The sequence below is a fragment of the Pseudomonas taiwanensis DSM 21245 genome, from assembly GCF_000425785.1.
GTDB classification, from domain to species: domain Bacteria; phylum Pseudomonadota; class Gammaproteobacteria; order Pseudomonadales; family Pseudomonadaceae; genus Aquipseudomonas; species Aquipseudomonas taiwanensis.
Map to the genome: position 1 here is coordinate 40,968 of NZ_AUEC01000023.1, position 13,615 is coordinate 54,582.

Here is a 13,615-nt window from a genome sequence, read left to right on the forward strand (position 1 = left end):
TTCTTCACTTTCAGAAGGACGTGTAGCCTTGACCGAAGCGGCCGTAACCCTCAGCGCCCGGCAGACCACTTGCATTGCCTTGCTGGTCGCCATCACCTTTTTCATGGAAAACCTCGATGCGACCGTCATCGCCACGGCGCTACCGCAGATGGCCCATGATTTTGGCGCGAGTCCGGTGAGTCTGAACATCGGCATCAGCGCCTACCTGCTGGCGGTGGCAGTGTTCATTCCGCTCAGCGGCTGGGTAGCTGACCGCTTCGGTGCCCGCCAGGTATTCGCCGGTGCCATTGCTCTGTTTACCCTGGCGTCCTGGCTCTGCGGCCTGGCTTACAATTTGGAAACCTTTGTCGCCGCACGGGCGCTCCAGGGTATCGGTGGCGCCCTGATGGTCCCGGTCGGTCGGTTGGTGGTGTTGCGCACCACCGAAAAGCAGGACCTGGTGAAGATGCTCGCGGTAATCACTTGGCCTGGGTTGGTGGCACCGGTCCTCGGCCCCCCCGTTGGTGGGCTGATCGTGACCCACCTGTCCTGGCCGTGGATCTTCTACCTGAACATCCCGTTGGGCCTGCTGGCTATCGCGGCGGCGTGGTGGCTGGTGCCCAATACTCGTTCGAGCGAAGTCCGCAGCTTCGATGTGCTCGGCTTCGTTCTTCTTGCCTTGGCCTGCGCCGCGTGGCTGCTTGGGCTGGAGATGTTGGGTTCGCTTTCCGGTGGCAGCCTCGATAGAGGCTTAGCCCTGCTGGCGGTGGGTGGCCTCCTGACCTGGATGTCGGTCCGTCATTGCCAGCGCCATCCGGCGCCGCTGCTGCCGTTGACGACCCTGGGTATCGCCACCTTCAGGGCCAGCGTCGTCGGTGGCACGCTGTTCCGCCTTTCGATCAGCGCCTTGCCGTTCCTGGTCCCGTTGCTGTTGCAGATCGGTTTGGGCATGTCACCGTTGGATACTGGGTTGCTGGTGCTGGCGATCTTCGCCGGTAACCTGGCGATGAAGCCGTTTACGACGGGGTTGTTGCGGCGTCATGGCTTTCGACGCGTACTGTTGGTGAACGGCTTGATCGGCGTCGGTTGCATCCTGGCTTGTCTGGGCCTGCAACAGGGGATGGCGTGGTACTGGATGGCGCTGGTGCTATTCATAGGCGGACTGTCGCGTTCGATGCAGTTCACCACCTACAACGCGCTCGGATTTTCCGAGGTGCCCAAGCAGCAGATGGGCGAGGCATCGACACTGTTCAGTATGTTCTTCCAGCTGGCGATGGCGCTTGGTGTGGCGGTTGTCGCGCTGCTGTTGCGCCTTTCGCTGATGCTGCGAGGAGGTGAGGGTGAGCTGACGGTGAGTGATTTTCACTGGGCGCTAATCGGTGTGGCATTGATCGCCGGTGTCGCCCTGGCCGACGCCATCCGCTTGCCTGGGAATGCTGGTGAGCAAGTGCTACGCACCCACTAGGGCCGCCATGACTATGGGGGCGACGGGCAAGCGGTGAAGCCGGCACCGACAACTGAACGGACAGTGCCACCTGGCCGGCGCCCGAAGGTCAGACGTGAGTCAGCGAGAGTTCGCTCAGAATATAGATCGAGCCGTCATCAGCTGCAGTGGCGTCGGTATAGTCGACCTGGTTGTACACACCGCCGTGGAAGTTCAACAGCGATGAGCGCCAGGAACTGTCCATCTCCAGCCTGCCGGACGATCCCGCGCGGCCATTGCTTTGCGCGGTAACGGTCAGGGCACCCGAAGCCAGGACGCGTATGATCACCCTGAACGTCGTCCCGAGGGGCACGTTTTTGAGTAGGGTCATGTTCACTGGGGCCGCCTGATTGAATGTCTTGCGAAATCCCAGGGTGATGTTTGCCTTGCTCCGGAACACCTTCACTGGCGGGCTATCGTCGTCCTTCACATGGAGCTGCGCAATGACAACCTTCTGGGCGGAGTTGACCTTGGTCAGCGTCATCTCCTGCACGTTGATGTGCTCGGCATCGCTTGCGAGCGACCAATAGACCGGCTCCTTCCATTCGCACCGCGTGCGGTGAGTGCTCTTGCTGGATGCACCTTTGGTCGGTGCCGAGAACTGTACAGAGCCATCGGCCAAGACCTTGACGACGCTGGGCAGTTGTGCGATCGCCTCGGCTCCACTGAGCTCCAGCGCAACCGGGTTGGTGGCTGAAGTGGGAACCGGCGTGGTGATCGTGAGACTGTTGATGTTTACGCTCATTGATACGTCTCCTGACAATGATACGGGGTGCCTGTTTCATGGCAGATCAATGGAGCGGACCGAATCTGGCGAGCGCTTTCGCAGCGCTAGACCAAGGCGAAATCGGTTATGCAGTCTTTCTGGTCGATTGCCACTGTGAGGACTTGAGGATCACTCAGGGCCAGGCCCCCCTCGGTGTAGACAAACCTCCAGCGGAGTAATTTCATGTCGCCCAGCACTTCACATTGTTCGAAGGGGCCGAGCAGACTCTCCAGCTCACTTAAAGTGGATTGTCCACAAACGACGAATTTCAGTTGCTCTTCGACCTGCGTTGCGTTGCTGCTGAGCTCTTCCAGCAGCATTTGTTGCTCCAGATCGCTCATCAGGCGAATCGAATCCGTTTGCATCGACTTAATACACTCCAAGTATCAGATCGTCAGTTTGTAGGACAGGGGTGAAACGCGCGGAGTGTAATCAAGGAATGTACTGGATGGTACAAAAAGTCGACCAAGGGTCGATGGTCTTGGAGGGCGTGTCAGGGCGCGGCGGCTGCATCGATGTGCCGCCAGTCCCTACCAACGTGCCCCGCAGGCGTCCCTCTGGGTTTGCCGGCCAAGCCTTAGCCTTCAGGCGGTGTTATCCCGCAGATGAATTCATCCGATCCAAGGCGATGCGAGCCGAACTCAACGACATAATCTGATCCGCGGCGCTGCGCTTCCGCCCAGGCGGTGTTCCGGTCGGCATAGACGTCGACAAAATGCCAGGGGTGCAGGGCGCGCAGGACGCCCCAGCCAAGCACCCATCCCTCTCTTTCTGGATCTGACGGAAGATTCCTGGCCAGGCTTCGAAGGGTCATGACGTGCTCCCGCTGCAAGCGCTGCGTGATTGGTTGATTGTCTCTATGTTGTGGCTATTTTGCATAATATTGCGGCGAATTGCGTATTTTTTGTAGGGTTTGGCGTATAGTGGATGCCGAGTACTGGATTACAGTGGCACAACAGTGAGGTTGTCATCATGTTCCCGCCCCAGCCCGCCCAAAACCGAGAAGCGCATTTACGGATCTCGGAGCAAGTCGAGCGATTTCTCTCCAATGGCGGTTCTATTCAGAACGTCGACCCAGGGGTTAGCGGTTTCAACCGCTTGCCGCTGAAAACGCAATGGAGCAAAAGCCACACGGCCAGACCTTGAGGTTGCGTGCTGATCCAAAAACCCATGCAGCTGTATCACCCAGGGCATGCATCAGCATGCTCTTAGGGTGAGTGTTCAGGTGAAGGAGGGATCCGCGCCGCAGGATCTCGCCCATTACTCCAGCCGGCGCAGACCGAAGCGTGGCGGCTATTGGGGTTTAGGCAGGTAGTAATGGGGATACAACGCCATGTCCCTTTCCAGTTTTTCGGCGTCTCCCACACGCTTTCGAACCTCTGCATAGAACTGTTGGCTCTGATTCTGAAATTTCGTGAAGTGTCGAGCACTGATCGCCAAGGCTAATTCGAGCTCCTTTCCCACCAGACCCGCGGCGGACTTTTGTGACAGGACATAGGCCTGCCAGCTGTTCTCCACCCGTTGCAGCCCGCGAGCGAACGCCTTTGTCTCGATTGTCGCCATTGGTACACCCTCTTTGAGCCAGATTCCGGCTCGTTGGTGTGAATCGCCAGAGCGACGATGGATAGCTGCGTGTCGAAACGCCCAGTGCCATCGAGGCGCCGGAGATTGCAGCTTAGCCTATTTATGGCATGGGCCCCTACGGTCGGGCTCAGCGGTCCTGATCGAAGTTTGACCGGGCCCTGGCAAGTCACACGTTGAAGTTCATGCGTACCGCTAGGGTGGAACAGGTTTTGCTGCACTCCCAGTAACACTGACAAAAATGGGGGGTGCAGCCATGTTCCAGAATGACCTCTACTTCTTGAGTTTCATCGTAACGGCGGTGTTGACCGTGGATGTCGTGGCGATATTCGTGTTCTTGCAGGCCAGCGCTTGATCCCCGTTACTGGGTATGGCGACCTCCCGAACCTGGGCCAACTGGAGAGTGACAACCGGGTGTGGGGGTAGGGCAGGCAGTTCACTGTCCAGCCCGCTGGGTGGTAGATGGAAGTGCAGCTGACGGCGGTGTAACTGGATGATCTTGTGGATGCGTTTCATGGCGGCTCACCTCGATGGACATCTGCTATGCCGAGCCAGAAGGCATGACCCTCAGTAGGCGCCCGTTTTGTCTCGCTGCGGTGCGGATCTGACCAGTGGATACCCGGCATGGCAGGTGCTGCTAGGGCCTACCGCAGGGCGGCGAATGGCATGAGGTCGCAGGGTGGCAGGGGAAAGCCCGCCGAGGCGGGCTTTCCGATGGGTGCTGATCCGTCAGCGAGGCCCATTGTAGACAGTCGCCGGCATTGGCCTATTGGTAATACGTCGCAGACCCGGTCAGCCTTCAGTGGCGTGTCGCGGCTTGCCCGGATGTGCGATGAAGTGCGTACAAGAGGGTTGGGGGCGACTTTGGTGGGTTGGAGTTCCTTACAGTAGCTCAGTAAACTGCCATCACTTTGATTTGGTCACTTTGTCCATGCATACCTTTCGCATTCTGTTTCCGCTTGCGCTGGCCGCTTTCCTGACTGCCTGTGCATCGCCAGCGGCCCCCACAGGCAGTAAAACCACGAAAAAATCACCCGAGGATTACGCCGCGTGCGTGCTGCCTAAATGGAAAGCCATAGCCCCGCTCACGGTTCAGAAATCGATCAACAACGGCTACCGTCTGACGGTGCCCAGTGCCTTGGCATCCGATGAGGTGCTGGAAGTCGTCAAGCACCACGACGGCGGCCTCGCCACGTTCTACAAAGGTGGTTTCTTCGCGGGTGACAAGTTGCGCCAGGCGGCGCGCGACTGCCTGTAGTGATCATACGGCCTGGATCAACTCCGGCCCCTGGTTACGCGCATTGCCCACAGCCACGCTCACACGGTACCACTCGAAGGATTCGGCGGGTTCGCCCAGGTGCAACGCCATCTGCTCAGCCTGTGCCAGTGCTGTCGACGGGGCCAGCCAGGCCCTGGCAAGCGCGGGCGACAACACGACGGGGCGTCGGTCGTGTACGTCGACCATACCGCCCTGGGCGTCGGCGGTGATGATCACGAAGCCGTCATTGTCGTGGCCGGTGAACTGTCCTATCGAGGCACAGAGGGCAGGGCGGCCGTCGCGACGCCTGATCAGGTAAGGCTGCTTTTTCGGGCCGCCTTCATCGACCCATTCGTACCAGTTGTCGACTGGGGTAATTGCCCGGTGGGGCCAGATCGCGCGAAAAAAGGCGCCATGGGCGACTTTCTCGACGCGCGCGTTGATCGGTGGTGCGCGGTCTTCGGCCCAGTGTGGCCGCCAGCCCCATCTCACTCGGTCGGCCCTGAGGCCGGCACCGTCTATGCGCAAGACCACCACCGGGGTCGACGGGGCCACGTTGTAGCCAGGCGTGACGGGCCCGTCGATGACGTTACGCCAGGCTCCGGGCATACCAAGGGTGTCGACGAACTCGTGAATGCCACGGTATTGAGAGAGGCGCCCGCACATCAACCAACCCTCCTGCCGGAACTGTCTGCATAGCGTCGCCGCTCTCAAGGTGGCGATTGGCTCACGACTTGGGGGGCGCATCACCCGCGGCATTCATGCGAACGCATTGCGCCTCTGCGGCCGTCCTGTCCGGATAGCTAGGTTTGAGCCGCTCCTTGGCCTGGTTATCGTAGATGTCGAAGCCACCACCCGTGGTCGCCGCATAGTAGCGCGCACCGATACGAAATGACTCCTTTTCGATGGGTACCGCCGGAACGATAACGAATCTTGGTTGCATTTTTTGTGCCTCCCCAGGCAGAGATCTAAGTATTAGTCCTGCTGCGGATAAGCATCAAGGAAGCTCATGAATAAATGACAGTTCGCTTACCGTCGGTACACCCGCGGCTGGCGTTGCTTGAGCAAGAAAGCGGGTGCAGGGCGCCGCAGGCAGGGTTAGAGTGCGGCGAACGTCTTGCTGAGCAGAGTCTTCCATGTCCAGTTCATTCACCCTGATGGCATCCCCTGTCGGCACGCTGACCCTGGTGGCCCGCAACCAGCGTTTGGCAGCCGTCCTGTGGGAGCATGAACGTGAAAACCGCGTTTGCCTTGGCGAACTGCAGCGCGACGACGACCATCCGCTGTTGCGCGAAACCGCTCGTCAGCTGGGTGAATACTTTGCCGGTACCCGGCAGCGCTTCGAATTGGCGCTCGATTTTGTCGGCACCGAGTTTCAGCGCCAGGTGTGGGCGGCGCTGCTGACCATTCCTTTCGGTGAAACCCGCAGCTACAGCGAGATTGCCCGGCAGATCGGCAACCCCAGCGCAGTTCGGGCCGTCGGCGCGGCCAACGGGCGCAATCCGATTTCGATCATCGCGCCCTGCCACCGGGTGATCGGCGCCTCCGGCAACTTGACCGGCTTCGCGGGTGGTTTGCAGGCCAAGCAATACTTGCTGGCACTGGAAGGACGGCAGAGCCTGGCGCTGGAATGGTAGGCGTTCAGCTTGCCCAACTGACCACCAGGCAACACCCAAGTGCTAGTGCCGAGCCAGCCAACAACGTGTAGTGACGATGGGCGCGGCGCGCCTGGTGGCGTACTTCGCGCAGATATTGAGCGGGCGTTGGCGCATCCGGTCGATGGCTAAGCCCGTCGGCGATGTTTGCCAGTTGGCCTTGAATCGTCAAACCGACCAGGTAGTAGGTGGCCCCGTAACATGCCAAGGCAAGCAGCAGATACCTCATGCAGGCAGTTCCGGTAACACCAGGGCAGTGGCACTGCCTGTCGCCAGATCGAGCATCACCAGGCCTTGGGTCCGCTCATCCAATGCCGCCAGCAACTGCCCTCGAGGGTCCCAGGCCGCGGACCCGCCGGCCCCGATGAAGGTGTCTGCCGGCCCGATACAGTTGGCCATCAATACGGGTATGTTCAAACGCCGGGCCACCTCCGGGTAGTGCTCGTAACCTTCGCGGATACCCTTGACGGTTTTAGCGACGCTGACCAAATACAGACCAGCCCCTTGGGCGCGGACCTTCTCGGCATGTGCCATGAACATGGATTCGTAACAGATGGCTGGCGCGATGGTGTGTTCGTCCACCTCGAATACGAGGCTCTGCCCGGCAGGCGTGAAGAACGGCAGCTCATCGTCGTGCAAGCGCTGCTTGGCATAGCTCAGCCTGGGTTGGCCCGGGCGCAGGATGGGCATGCCGATCTGTATGCCATTGGGGGTCGGCAGTGGCAGGCCCACTGCAACCGTTATGTCATGGTGGTCGCAGAGTGCTTGCAGCGGGTCCAGTCGGGCAGATGAGAGGGGCAGGGCCAATTGGCGGGCCAGGGTCGGCTCGTAACCAGTCAGGGACAGTTCGGGAAACACCACCAGCCTGGCGCCCAGGGCGGCGGCCTGCTCGATGCAGTAGCGGTGGCGGTCGAGGTTGCTATCCAGGTCGCCCTTGTGCGACGCCAGTTGTATGGCACAGAGTTTCATGGCTAGCCCTTCCTTGGTACGGATCCAAACCCCGAGGATACTACCGGCACGCTACGCCTCGCCAGTGAAGAGACCATCATGACGCTGGCTGGGCGGCGAAACGCTGGCGGAACCAGTCGGCGAGCATGGCTTTTTCCGCATACAGGCGCTCGCTGCTACTGGTTACCCGTCCGGGGCGGCTGAGGTACATCTTGTCGCTGACCCGTTCCTGGGCATGCTGGTCGGGTTTGCCCGGCTGGCTGAAGGTGTAGCTCAGGTCGATGGTCGGCCAGGTGGTCTCGCGCATGAAGCGTACATCGTAGGCATTGACGTGCCAGGGTTCGAAGCCCCCAGCCAGGTCGATGTCATGGATATCGATGACCAGTTGCTGGCCGGGTTGCAGGTAGCGCTGGCCAAGCTTTTGCAGATAGTGCGTGAGGGTCTTCAGGACGTAGTCGTCAGCGCCACGTGCGTAACCTGCGCGATCCAGCCTGGCATCGCGGAAGTGCTCAGGGTGATCGAAATGCACCTGAACCTGCAGGGTTTGTGTGCCTTGTGCCATGCTATTGAGTGAAAGCACCATGAGCACGGCACAGGCAAGGACGTTACGCACGAGGCACCTCCGGAGCGGACTGCGTGTCAAACCATTTTACGCCTGCCATGGGAGCTGCCGTAGAGGAATAGTGCAATGAGCCGGTTTCGGCGGGTAACCGCCAATGGCAAGGGGCGTGACTTGGCGGTGGGTGATATCCACGGGCATTTCAGCCGCCTTGAGCAGTTGTTGAATGCCGTGGGTTTCGACCCCGAGGTAGATCGCCTGTTCAGTGTCGGTGACCTGGTGGATCGGGGCCCGGAAAGCGAAGCGGTGCTGGATTGGCTTGCCCGGCCTTGGTTTCATGCCGTGCAGGGTAACCACGAGTCGCTGGCGGTGAACCACCTCAACGGCGGTCAGCTGGATCCGCAGATGTATCGCTCTGCCGGCGGAGGTTGGTTTCTGGATCTGCCCAGGACGGATCAGCAGCGTTTCGTCGATGCGTTCGAGCGCTTGCCAATCGCCATGGAAGTACAGACCTCCGAAGGCCTTGTCGGGTTGTTGCACGCTGACAGCCCGTTCGCCGACTGGAGCGTGCTGCGTGACCAACTCGAAGGCGTGCTCGAACCCAAAGTCTGCGAATTCTGCCAGTGGTCGCGCAGGCGCCTGCACGAACGCGACAGCCGCGCGGTGGAAGGTCTGCGGGCACTGCTGGTGGGGCATACGCCGCTGGTCGAGGCCACGCTGCTGGGCAATGTCTGGCACTTGGATACCGGCGGCTGGAACCTTGGTCATTTCAGCCTGATGGACCTGCGCACACTGACCTTGGTCAACCCGCTACCAGGTGACCGAATAGCGCCATGGCCAACATGATCAGCAATGCGCCACTGAGCCTTTCCAGCCACGGCAAGGCGTACGCGAAGCGTTTCAGCACCCTGCGATTGCCGATGGTCACAGCGACCAGCAGGTCCCAGACCAGCACGATGCTGAACATCCAGCCAGCGTAGACGGTCTTCCAAGCACCGCTGCTGCTGGCGACCATGCTGGCCAGGCTTGCATAGAACAAGGCGTTCTTGGGGTTGAGGATTCCGGATAAAAAGCCCATGCCCAAGCAGCGGCTCCAGCCACCGGCCGCTTGCACTTCGCCTGCCATTGCCAATTCGGTTTTCCCGGCGTGGCGAACGAACAACGTACCGATGTACAGCAGGTAACCCGCGCCAGCCACTTGCAAGGCGATGAACAAGGCGCTGCCGTCGCGCAGGATGGAAAGGCCGGCAAAGGCGCTGACGATGAAAAGACCATTGGCCAAGGCGATACCCAGGCATGCGCCGCTGGCAACTCGCCAGCCAGCGGATACCGAACTTCGGGCGACCAGGAAAAAGTCCGGGCCGGGCGAGAGCAGGGCAAGGAAGTGGGCGAAGGCGACAATCAGAAACTGCTCCATGAGGCAGGTCACTCGGGTTACCAAAACCCCAGTCTGGCGTCGGCCCGATGGCGCGTATTGAAGATTATTGCGTGGCCCGGTACTGCCCTGGTGTCACACCCACATGGGCCTTGAACACTCGCTGGAAATGGCTCTGGTCGGCGAAGCCCAAGCGATAGGCGATTTCGGCCAGGTCATGCCCTTGAAGGAGCCAACGCCGCCCCCGATTGACGCGAGCGTTCAGCAGGTAGGCATGGGGCGTCATCCCGGTGGCCGCGCGAAAGGCACGGATCAGCTGATAGCGGCCCAGGCCTGCCTGGCTGGCCATCGCAGCCAGGCTCAGTTCAGCCGGGTCGTCGGCTTCCATGCGTTCGATCAGTGTTCTCAGGGTGGGCGCATCCAGCGACGGCGCAGGTGCAGGATACAGTGGCGGATGCACGGAAAAGTCATGGTCGCCGAGGAAGGCTACCAGTGCAGCTTCCTTCTCCGACGCGGCTGCCGTGGAGAACAGCAGGGCGTTCAGATCGCAGAACTCACGGTACAGCGCAGGGGATCGACTGATGCGTGCGGGGGCCCCGGTCTCGGCTGCGGCAAGACCGGACTCCAGACGCAACTGCGCCAGCCAGTGCGCGTCCACGTGCAGCATCTGGTAGCTCCAGGCCTGACCGGGTTCGGGGTTGCAGGCATGCACACGCTGCGCCGGAACCAGCACCAGGGTGCCAGGGGTGAGGTGCGCTTGCCCGGCACCGGCGCCGGTGAAATAGCTGCTGCCGGCATCCACCGCACCCATGGAGAAGGTTGGGTGGCTATGGGCCTTGTAGCAGGCCCGGCTATCGCAGGCGCGGCGGCTTTCGACGAAGGGCAGCGCCGCATCGCGCCACAGCGCGGGGGACGAGGAAGAGGGCATGGCAGGCTCCTTGATCACTCAGGCAGCTTACCAGCGCCAAGGCCAAGGGGGCGACCGTACAGTTTTTTCCCATGGCTGTACCTTGACCCTGGTGCGGGCGAACGTCGAAATAAGCACTTGACGTCTGGGAGAACGCGAATGGACCTGTCGAGCCTGCTGTTATTCATACCCGCCTGCTTTGCCCTGAACATGGCACCGGGGCCAAACAACCTGCTTTCGCTGCACAACGCCAGCCGCTATGGCCTGCGTACGGCCTGTGTCGCCGGCGGCGGGCGAATCGTCGCCTTCAGTGGCATGATCGCGCTGGCGGCCATGGGCCTGGCCGTGGTGCTGCACACCAGCGAATACCTGTTCCTGACGATCAAGGTGGTGGGCGCAGCGTATCTGTTCTATATCGCCTGGCAGTTGTGGCGTGCTCCAGTGGGTGATGCCGTGCTGGCAGCCGACCATCCGCGCGGCACCTGGCGCCTGGCTCGTCAGGAGTTCTGGGTGGCAGCGGGCAACCCCAAGGCCATCTTGATCTTCACCGCTTTCCTGCCACAGTTCGTGTCCGTGGGCAGCGCCACGCCTGTGAGTGAGCAGTTCCTGTGGTTGGGCGTGCTGTTCCTGCTGCTGGAATGGGCCGCCATCGCCCTCTACGCCGGGCTTGGTGCATACCTGCAACGCTGGTTCAGCCAGCCTGCGCCGCGTCGGTTGTTCAACCGGGTCAGCGCCTCCTTGCTTGGCTGCGCTGGCCTCGGACTGCTGGCGGCACGTCGCTAGGATTGGCTCAAGCCCAGGTTGACGCCGTGGCTTGCGCGGTGACTGCTCGATCAGTCGCGGTAGAAGGTCTGCACCAGGTGATAGCCGAACTTGCTCTTGATCGGCCCATGCACCACACGTAACGCCTTCTTGAAGATCACCTGGTCGATTGCCCCTACCAGTTGCCCGGGGCGTACTTCGCCAAGATCGCCACCGCGCTTGCCCGATGGGCAAGTGGAAAACTTCTTGGCCAATACGTCAAAAGCCTCGCCGTTGGCGATGCGCTGCTTGAGCTTCTCGGCTTCCTCAGCGGTCTTGACCAGGATATGGCGGGCTTGGGCTTTCATGGGACACCTGTGCTTCGGGGCAAAAAAGGGCGACATTATGCCTGATCGCGCAGCTCCGTGCGGTCGCGAAACTGGTCCAGTGCCTCTGGGTTGGCCAAGGCATCGGTGTTCTTCACCGGCCGCCCATGCACCACGTTGCGAATCGCCAATTCCACCAGCTTGCCGCTGATGGTGCGGGGAATGTCGGTGACCTGCGCGATGACCGCCGGTACATGACGCGGTGTGGTGTACTGGCGGATCACCTGGCGGATACGCTGGCGCAGATCGTCATCCAGGAGCAGACCGTCGCGCAGGCGCACGAACAGCACCACACGCACATCGCCGTGCCACTCCTGGCCAATGGCAACGCTTTCCAGCACTTGTTCGACCTTTTCCACCTGGCGGTAGATCTCCGCCGTGCCGATACGCACCCCTCCAGGGTTGAGCACCGCATCGGAACGACCGTGGATCACCAAGCCCCCGCTGGTCAGTTGCTCGGCATAATCGCCCTGCGCCCAGACACCCGGAAACTGGCTGAAGTAGGCGTCGTGATAGCGGCTGCCATCGGGGTCGTTCCAAAAACCCAGCGGCATGCAGGGGAAGTGATGGATGCACACCAGCTCGCCCTTCTCACCTGTTATCGGCCTGCCGTGTTCGTCCCACACCTCGACCGCCATACCCAGGCCCTTGCACTGGATTTCGCCGCGGCGTACCGGCAAGGTCGGATTGCCGAGCACGAAGCACGAGACGATGTCGGTGCCACCCGACATCGACGCCAGGCACAGGTCCGCCTTGATCTTGCCGTAGACGTAGTCATAGCTGTGCGGCGACAACGGTGAGCCGGTGGACATGATCAGTCGCAGCTTGTCGAGTCGATGGCTGTTGCACGGCTCGATGCCTTCCTGCTCCAGCGCGGCCAGGTACTTGGCACTGGTGCCGAAGGCACGGATGCCCTCGGCGTCGATGAGGTCGAGCAGTCGTTCGGGGCCGGGGTGGAAGGGAGAGCCGTCATACAACACCAAGGTGGCCCCGACCGCCAGGCCGCTGGCCAGCCAGTTCCACATCATCCAGCCGCAGGTGGTGTAGTAGAACAGTACATCGTCGGCCTTCAGGTCATTGTGCAGGCCATGCTCCTTGAGGTGCTGCAGCAGCACGCCACCGGCGCCATGAACGATGCACTTGGGTACTCCAGTGGTTCCGCTGGAGTAGAGGATGTACAGCGGGTGATCGAACGGCAGCGGGACGAAGTTGGGTGAACCGCCGGCCCGGTAGAAATCGTCCCACAGGCTTGCCTGCGGTGCACTGAACGCATCGGCGTGGGTTTGGGTGCGGGTGTAGGGCACTATCAGCAACTGTTCGAGGCCTGGCAACTGGGCGCAGACCTGGTTGATCTTGTCCACCAGGTCGAGGGTCTTGCCAGCGTAGTGATAACCAGCACAGGCGATCAGCAGCTTCGGCTCGATCTGCCCGAAGCGGTCGATAATGCCGTGCAAGCCAAACTCCGGCGAACAACTGGACCACACCGCCCCGAGGCTGGTGCAGGCAAGCATCGCTACCAGGGTTTCCCAGGTGTTGGGCATGATCGCTGCTACCCGATCGCCGACGCCTATGCCGGCGGCGATGAAGGCCCTTTGCAGACCGGCGACATGGCTTGCCAGTTGAGCATGGGTCAGCACCACGCGCAGGCCATCCTCGCGCACACTGATCAGCGCCGGACGATCATCGCGCCGGTGCAGCAAGTGCTCGGCGAAATTCAGGGTCCCGCCGGCAAACCACCGGGCGTCCGGCATCAGTGGCCCTTCGCTGAGCACCTGGCTGGCAGGGGTATGCCAACGCACATGGAAGTACTCGGCCAGCGTCTGCCAGAAGGCGGCGCGGTGCTCGATACTCCAGCGATGCAGCGCCGGGTAGTCGTTGAGTTCAAGGTTGTAGCGCAGGTTGACTCGGCGACGGAACGCATCCATCCGGCTGGCCTCGATCTGCGCCGTGGAGGGGCGCCAGAGCACATCGTTCATG

19 protein-coding genes are annotated in these 13,615 nt (G+C 61.2%); 6 read left to right on the top strand and 13 right to left on the bottom strand.

What is annotated here, in order from left to right; genetic code table 11:
* The first annotated feature begins 28 nt into the window (after positions 1 to 28).
* Positions 29 to 1,444, top strand: a complete 1,416-nt coding sequence (locus tag H620_RS0110985) for an MFS transporter (protein WP_081669685.1) — start codon at positions 29 to 31, stop codon at positions 1,442 to 1,444.
* A gap of 88 nt (positions 1,445 to 1,532) precedes the next feature.
* On the opposite strand, the gene H620_RS0110990 is transcribed toward H620_RS0110985, so the two are convergent.
* From H620_RS0110990 to H620_RS26445, 3 genes are all read right to left on the bottom strand, one after another.
* Positions 1,533 to 2,207 (bottom strand): polysaccharide lyase family 7 protein, encoded by a 675-nt coding sequence (locus H620_RS0110990; RefSeq protein WP_027907351.1) that lies wholly within the window; start codon positions 2,205 to 2,207, stop codon positions 1,533 to 1,535.
* Positions 2,208 to 2,293: 86 nt separating this feature from the next.
* Entirely contained in the window at positions 2,294 to 2,569 is a 276-nt protein-coding gene (locus H620_RS0110995) for a hypothetical protein (RefSeq protein ID WP_148299919.1), read from the bottom strand.
* Between the two features lie 236 nt (positions 2,570 to 2,805).
* Positions 2,806 to 3,042, bottom strand: coding sequence for a hypothetical protein (locus tag H620_RS26445; RefSeq protein ID WP_081669686.1), 237 nt, complete (start codon positions 3,040 to 3,042; stop codon positions 2,806 to 2,808).
* A 158-nt stretch (positions 3,043 to 3,200) separates the two neighbouring features.
* Between H620_RS26445 and H620_RS27780 the strand changes: the two genes are divergently transcribed.
* Positions 3,201 to 3,374 (top strand): hypothetical protein, encoded by a 174-nt coding sequence (locus tag H620_RS27780; RefSeq protein WP_371919395.1) that lies wholly within the window; start codon positions 3,201 to 3,203, stop codon positions 3,372 to 3,374.
* Between the two features lie 147 nt (positions 3,375 to 3,521).
* Here the strand turns inward: H620_RS27780 and H620_RS0111005 are convergent, their stop codons facing one another.
* Positions 3,522 to 3,791 (bottom strand): hypothetical protein, encoded by a 270-nt coding sequence (locus H620_RS0111005; RefSeq protein ID WP_023380767.1) that lies wholly within the window; start codon positions 3,789 to 3,791, stop codon positions 3,522 to 3,524.
* 949 nt (positions 3,792 to 4,740) lie between these two features.
* Between H620_RS0111005 and H620_RS0111015 the strand changes: the two genes are divergently transcribed.
* Entirely contained in the window at positions 4,741 to 5,067 is a 327-nt protein-coding gene (locus H620_RS0111015) for a hypothetical protein (protein ID WP_023380765.1), read from the top strand.
* A 3-nt stretch (positions 5,068 to 5,070) separates the two neighbouring features.
* Here the strand turns inward: H620_RS0111015 and H620_RS0111020 are convergent, their stop codons facing one another.
* Positions 5,071 to 5,733, bottom strand: a complete 663-nt coding sequence (locus H620_RS0111020) for an SOS response-associated peptidase (protein ID WP_027907353.1) — start codon at positions 5,731 to 5,733, stop codon at positions 5,071 to 5,073.
* 61 nt (positions 5,734 to 5,794) lie between these two features.
* Positions 5,795 to 6,010, bottom strand: a complete 216-nt coding sequence (locus H620_RS0111025) for a hypothetical protein (protein ID WP_023380763.1) — start codon at positions 6,008 to 6,010, stop codon at positions 5,795 to 5,797.
* 193 nt (positions 6,011 to 6,203) lie between these two features.
* Here H620_RS0111025 and H620_RS0111030 point away from each other — a divergent pair, with 193 nt between their 5' ends.
* Entirely contained in the window at positions 6,204 to 6,704 is a 501-nt protein-coding gene (locus H620_RS0111030; RefSeq protein ID WP_023380762.1) for a methylated-DNA--[protein]-cysteine S-methyltransferase, read from the top strand.
* A gap of 4 nt (positions 6,705 to 6,708) precedes the next feature.
* Here the strand turns inward: H620_RS0111030 and H620_RS26450 are convergent, their stop codons facing one another.
* The 3 genes from H620_RS26450 to H620_RS0111040 form a co-directional block, all read right to left on the bottom strand.
* Complete coding sequence (locus H620_RS26450) at positions 6,709 to 6,951, bottom strand: hypothetical protein (protein WP_081669687.1); 243 nt, start codon at positions 6,949 to 6,951, stop codon at positions 6,709 to 6,711.
* Positions 6,948 to 7,691, bottom strand: a complete 744-nt coding sequence (locus H620_RS0111035) for a carbon-nitrogen hydrolase family protein (protein ID WP_023380761.1) — start codon at positions 7,689 to 7,691, stop codon at positions 6,948 to 6,950. Before H620_RS0111035 ends, H620_RS26450 begins: the two co-directional genes overlap by 4 nt.
* 76 nt (positions 7,692 to 7,767) lie before the next feature.
* The gene (locus H620_RS0111040; protein ID WP_027907354.1) at positions 7,768 to 8,283 is read right to left on the bottom strand and encodes a DUF3016 domain-containing protein; all 516 of its coding nucleotides are present in this window, start codon (positions 8,281 to 8,283) and stop codon (positions 7,768 to 7,770) included.
* A 75-nt stretch (positions 8,284 to 8,358) separates the two neighbouring features.
* Between H620_RS0111040 and H620_RS0111045 the strand changes: the two genes are divergently transcribed.
* The gene (locus tag H620_RS0111045; protein ID WP_023380756.1) at positions 8,359 to 9,075 is read left to right on the top strand and encodes a metallophosphoesterase; all 717 of its coding nucleotides are present in this window, start codon (positions 8,359 to 8,361) and stop codon (positions 9,073 to 9,075) included.
* Here the strand turns inward: H620_RS0111045 and H620_RS0111050 are convergent.
* A complete protein-coding gene (locus H620_RS0111050) occupies positions 9,032 to 9,646 on the bottom strand; it encodes a LysE family translocator (RefSeq protein ID WP_023380755.1) in 615 nt (204 codons plus the stop codon). The genes H620_RS0111045 and H620_RS0111050 overlap by 44 nt on opposite strands.
* 64 nt (positions 9,647 to 9,710) lie before the next feature.
* Positions 9,711 to 10,532: a helix-turn-helix transcriptional regulator gene (locus tag H620_RS0111055; protein ID WP_027907355.1), complete on the bottom strand. Its 822-nt coding sequence runs from the start codon at positions 10,530 to 10,532 to the stop codon at positions 9,711 to 9,713.
* A 138-nt stretch (positions 10,533 to 10,670) separates the two neighbouring features.
* Between H620_RS0111055 and H620_RS0111060 the strand changes: the two genes are divergently transcribed.
* Positions 10,671 to 11,294 (top strand): LysE family translocator, encoded by a 624-nt coding sequence (locus H620_RS0111060; RefSeq protein WP_023380751.1) that lies wholly within the window; start codon positions 10,671 to 10,673, stop codon positions 11,292 to 11,294.
* A gap of 50 nt (positions 11,295 to 11,344) precedes the next feature.
* Here H620_RS0111060 and H620_RS0111065 read toward each other — a convergent pair whose 3' ends face one another.
* Both H620_RS0111065 and H620_RS0111070 read right to left on the bottom strand, forming a co-directional pair.
* Positions 11,345 to 11,620, bottom strand: coding sequence for a peptidylprolyl isomerase (locus H620_RS0111065; RefSeq protein ID WP_023380749.1), 276 nt, complete (start codon positions 11,618 to 11,620; stop codon positions 11,345 to 11,347).
* 35 nt (positions 11,621 to 11,655) lie between these two features.
* A complete protein-coding gene (locus H620_RS0111070) occupies positions 11,656 to 13,614 on the bottom strand; it encodes an acetoacetate--CoA ligase (RefSeq protein ID WP_027907356.1) in 1,959 nt (652 codons plus the stop codon).
* Position 13,615 lies beyond the last annotated feature (1 nt).

Excerpts from the sequence above, each read along its gene's own strand:
- H620_RS0111050 (WP_023380755.1), bottom strand. The coding sequence starts at position 9,646 with ATGGAGCAGTTTCTGATTGTCGCCTTCGCCCACTTCCTTGCCCTGCTC.
- H620_RS26450 (WP_081669687.1), bottom strand. The coding sequence starts at position 6,951 with ATGAGGTATCTGCTGCTTGCCTTGGCATGTTACGGGGCCACCTACTAC.
- H620_RS0111005 (WP_023380767.1), bottom strand. The coding sequence starts at position 3,791 with ATGGCGACAATCGAGACAAAGGCGTTCGCTCGCGGGCTGCAACGGGTG.
- H620_RS0111055 (WP_027907355.1), bottom strand. The coding sequence starts at position 10,532 with ATGCCCTCTTCCTCGTCCCCCGCGCTGTGGCGCGATGCGGCGCTGCCC.
- H620_RS0111015 (WP_023380765.1), top strand. The coding sequence starts at position 4,741 with ATGCATACCTTTCGCATTCTGTTTCCGCTTGCGCTGGCCGCTTTCCTG.
- H620_RS27780 (WP_371919395.1), top strand. The coding sequence starts at position 3,201 with ATGTTCCCGCCCCAGCCCGCCCAAAACCGAGAAGCGCATTTACGGATC.
- H620_RS0111020 (WP_027907353.1), bottom strand. The coding sequence starts at position 5,733 with ATGTGCGGGCGCCTCTCTCAATACCGTGGCATTCACGAGTTCGTCGAC.
- H620_RS0111045 (WP_023380756.1), top strand. The coding sequence starts at position 8,359 with ATGAGCCGGTTTCGGCGGGTAACCGCCAATGGCAAGGGGCGTGACTTG.
- H620_RS26445 (WP_081669686.1), bottom strand. The coding sequence starts at position 3,042 with ATGACCCTTCGAAGCCTGGCCAGGAATCTTCCGTCAGATCCAGAAAGA.
- H620_RS0110990 (WP_027907351.1), bottom strand. The coding sequence starts at position 2,207 with ATGAGCGTAAACATCAACAGTCTCACGATCACCACGCCGGTTCCCACT.
- H620_RS0111030 (WP_023380762.1), top strand. The coding sequence starts at position 6,204 with ATGTCCAGTTCATTCACCCTGATGGCATCCCCTGTCGGCACGCTGACC.
- H620_RS0111025 (WP_023380763.1), bottom strand. The coding sequence starts at position 6,010 with ATGCAACCAAGATTCGTTATCGTTCCGGCGGTACCCATCGAAAAGGAG.
- H620_RS0111060 (WP_023380751.1), top strand. The coding sequence starts at position 10,671 with ATGGACCTGTCGAGCCTGCTGTTATTCATACCCGCCTGCTTTGCCCTG.
- H620_RS0111065 (WP_023380749.1), bottom strand. The coding sequence starts at position 11,620 with ATGAAAGCCCAAGCCCGCCATATCCTGGTCAAGACCGCTGAGGAAGCC.
- H620_RS0111035 (WP_023380761.1), bottom strand. The coding sequence starts at position 7,691 with ATGAAACTCTGTGCCATACAACTGGCGTCGCACAAGGGCGACCTGGAT.
- H620_RS0111070 (WP_027907356.1), bottom strand. The coding sequence starts at position 13,614 with ATGAACGATGTGCTCTGGCGCCCCTCCACGGCGCAGATCGAGGCCAGC.
- H620_RS0110995 (WP_148299919.1), bottom strand. The coding sequence starts at position 2,569 with ATGAGCGATCTGGAGCAACAAATGCTGCTGGAAGAGCTCAGCAGCAAC.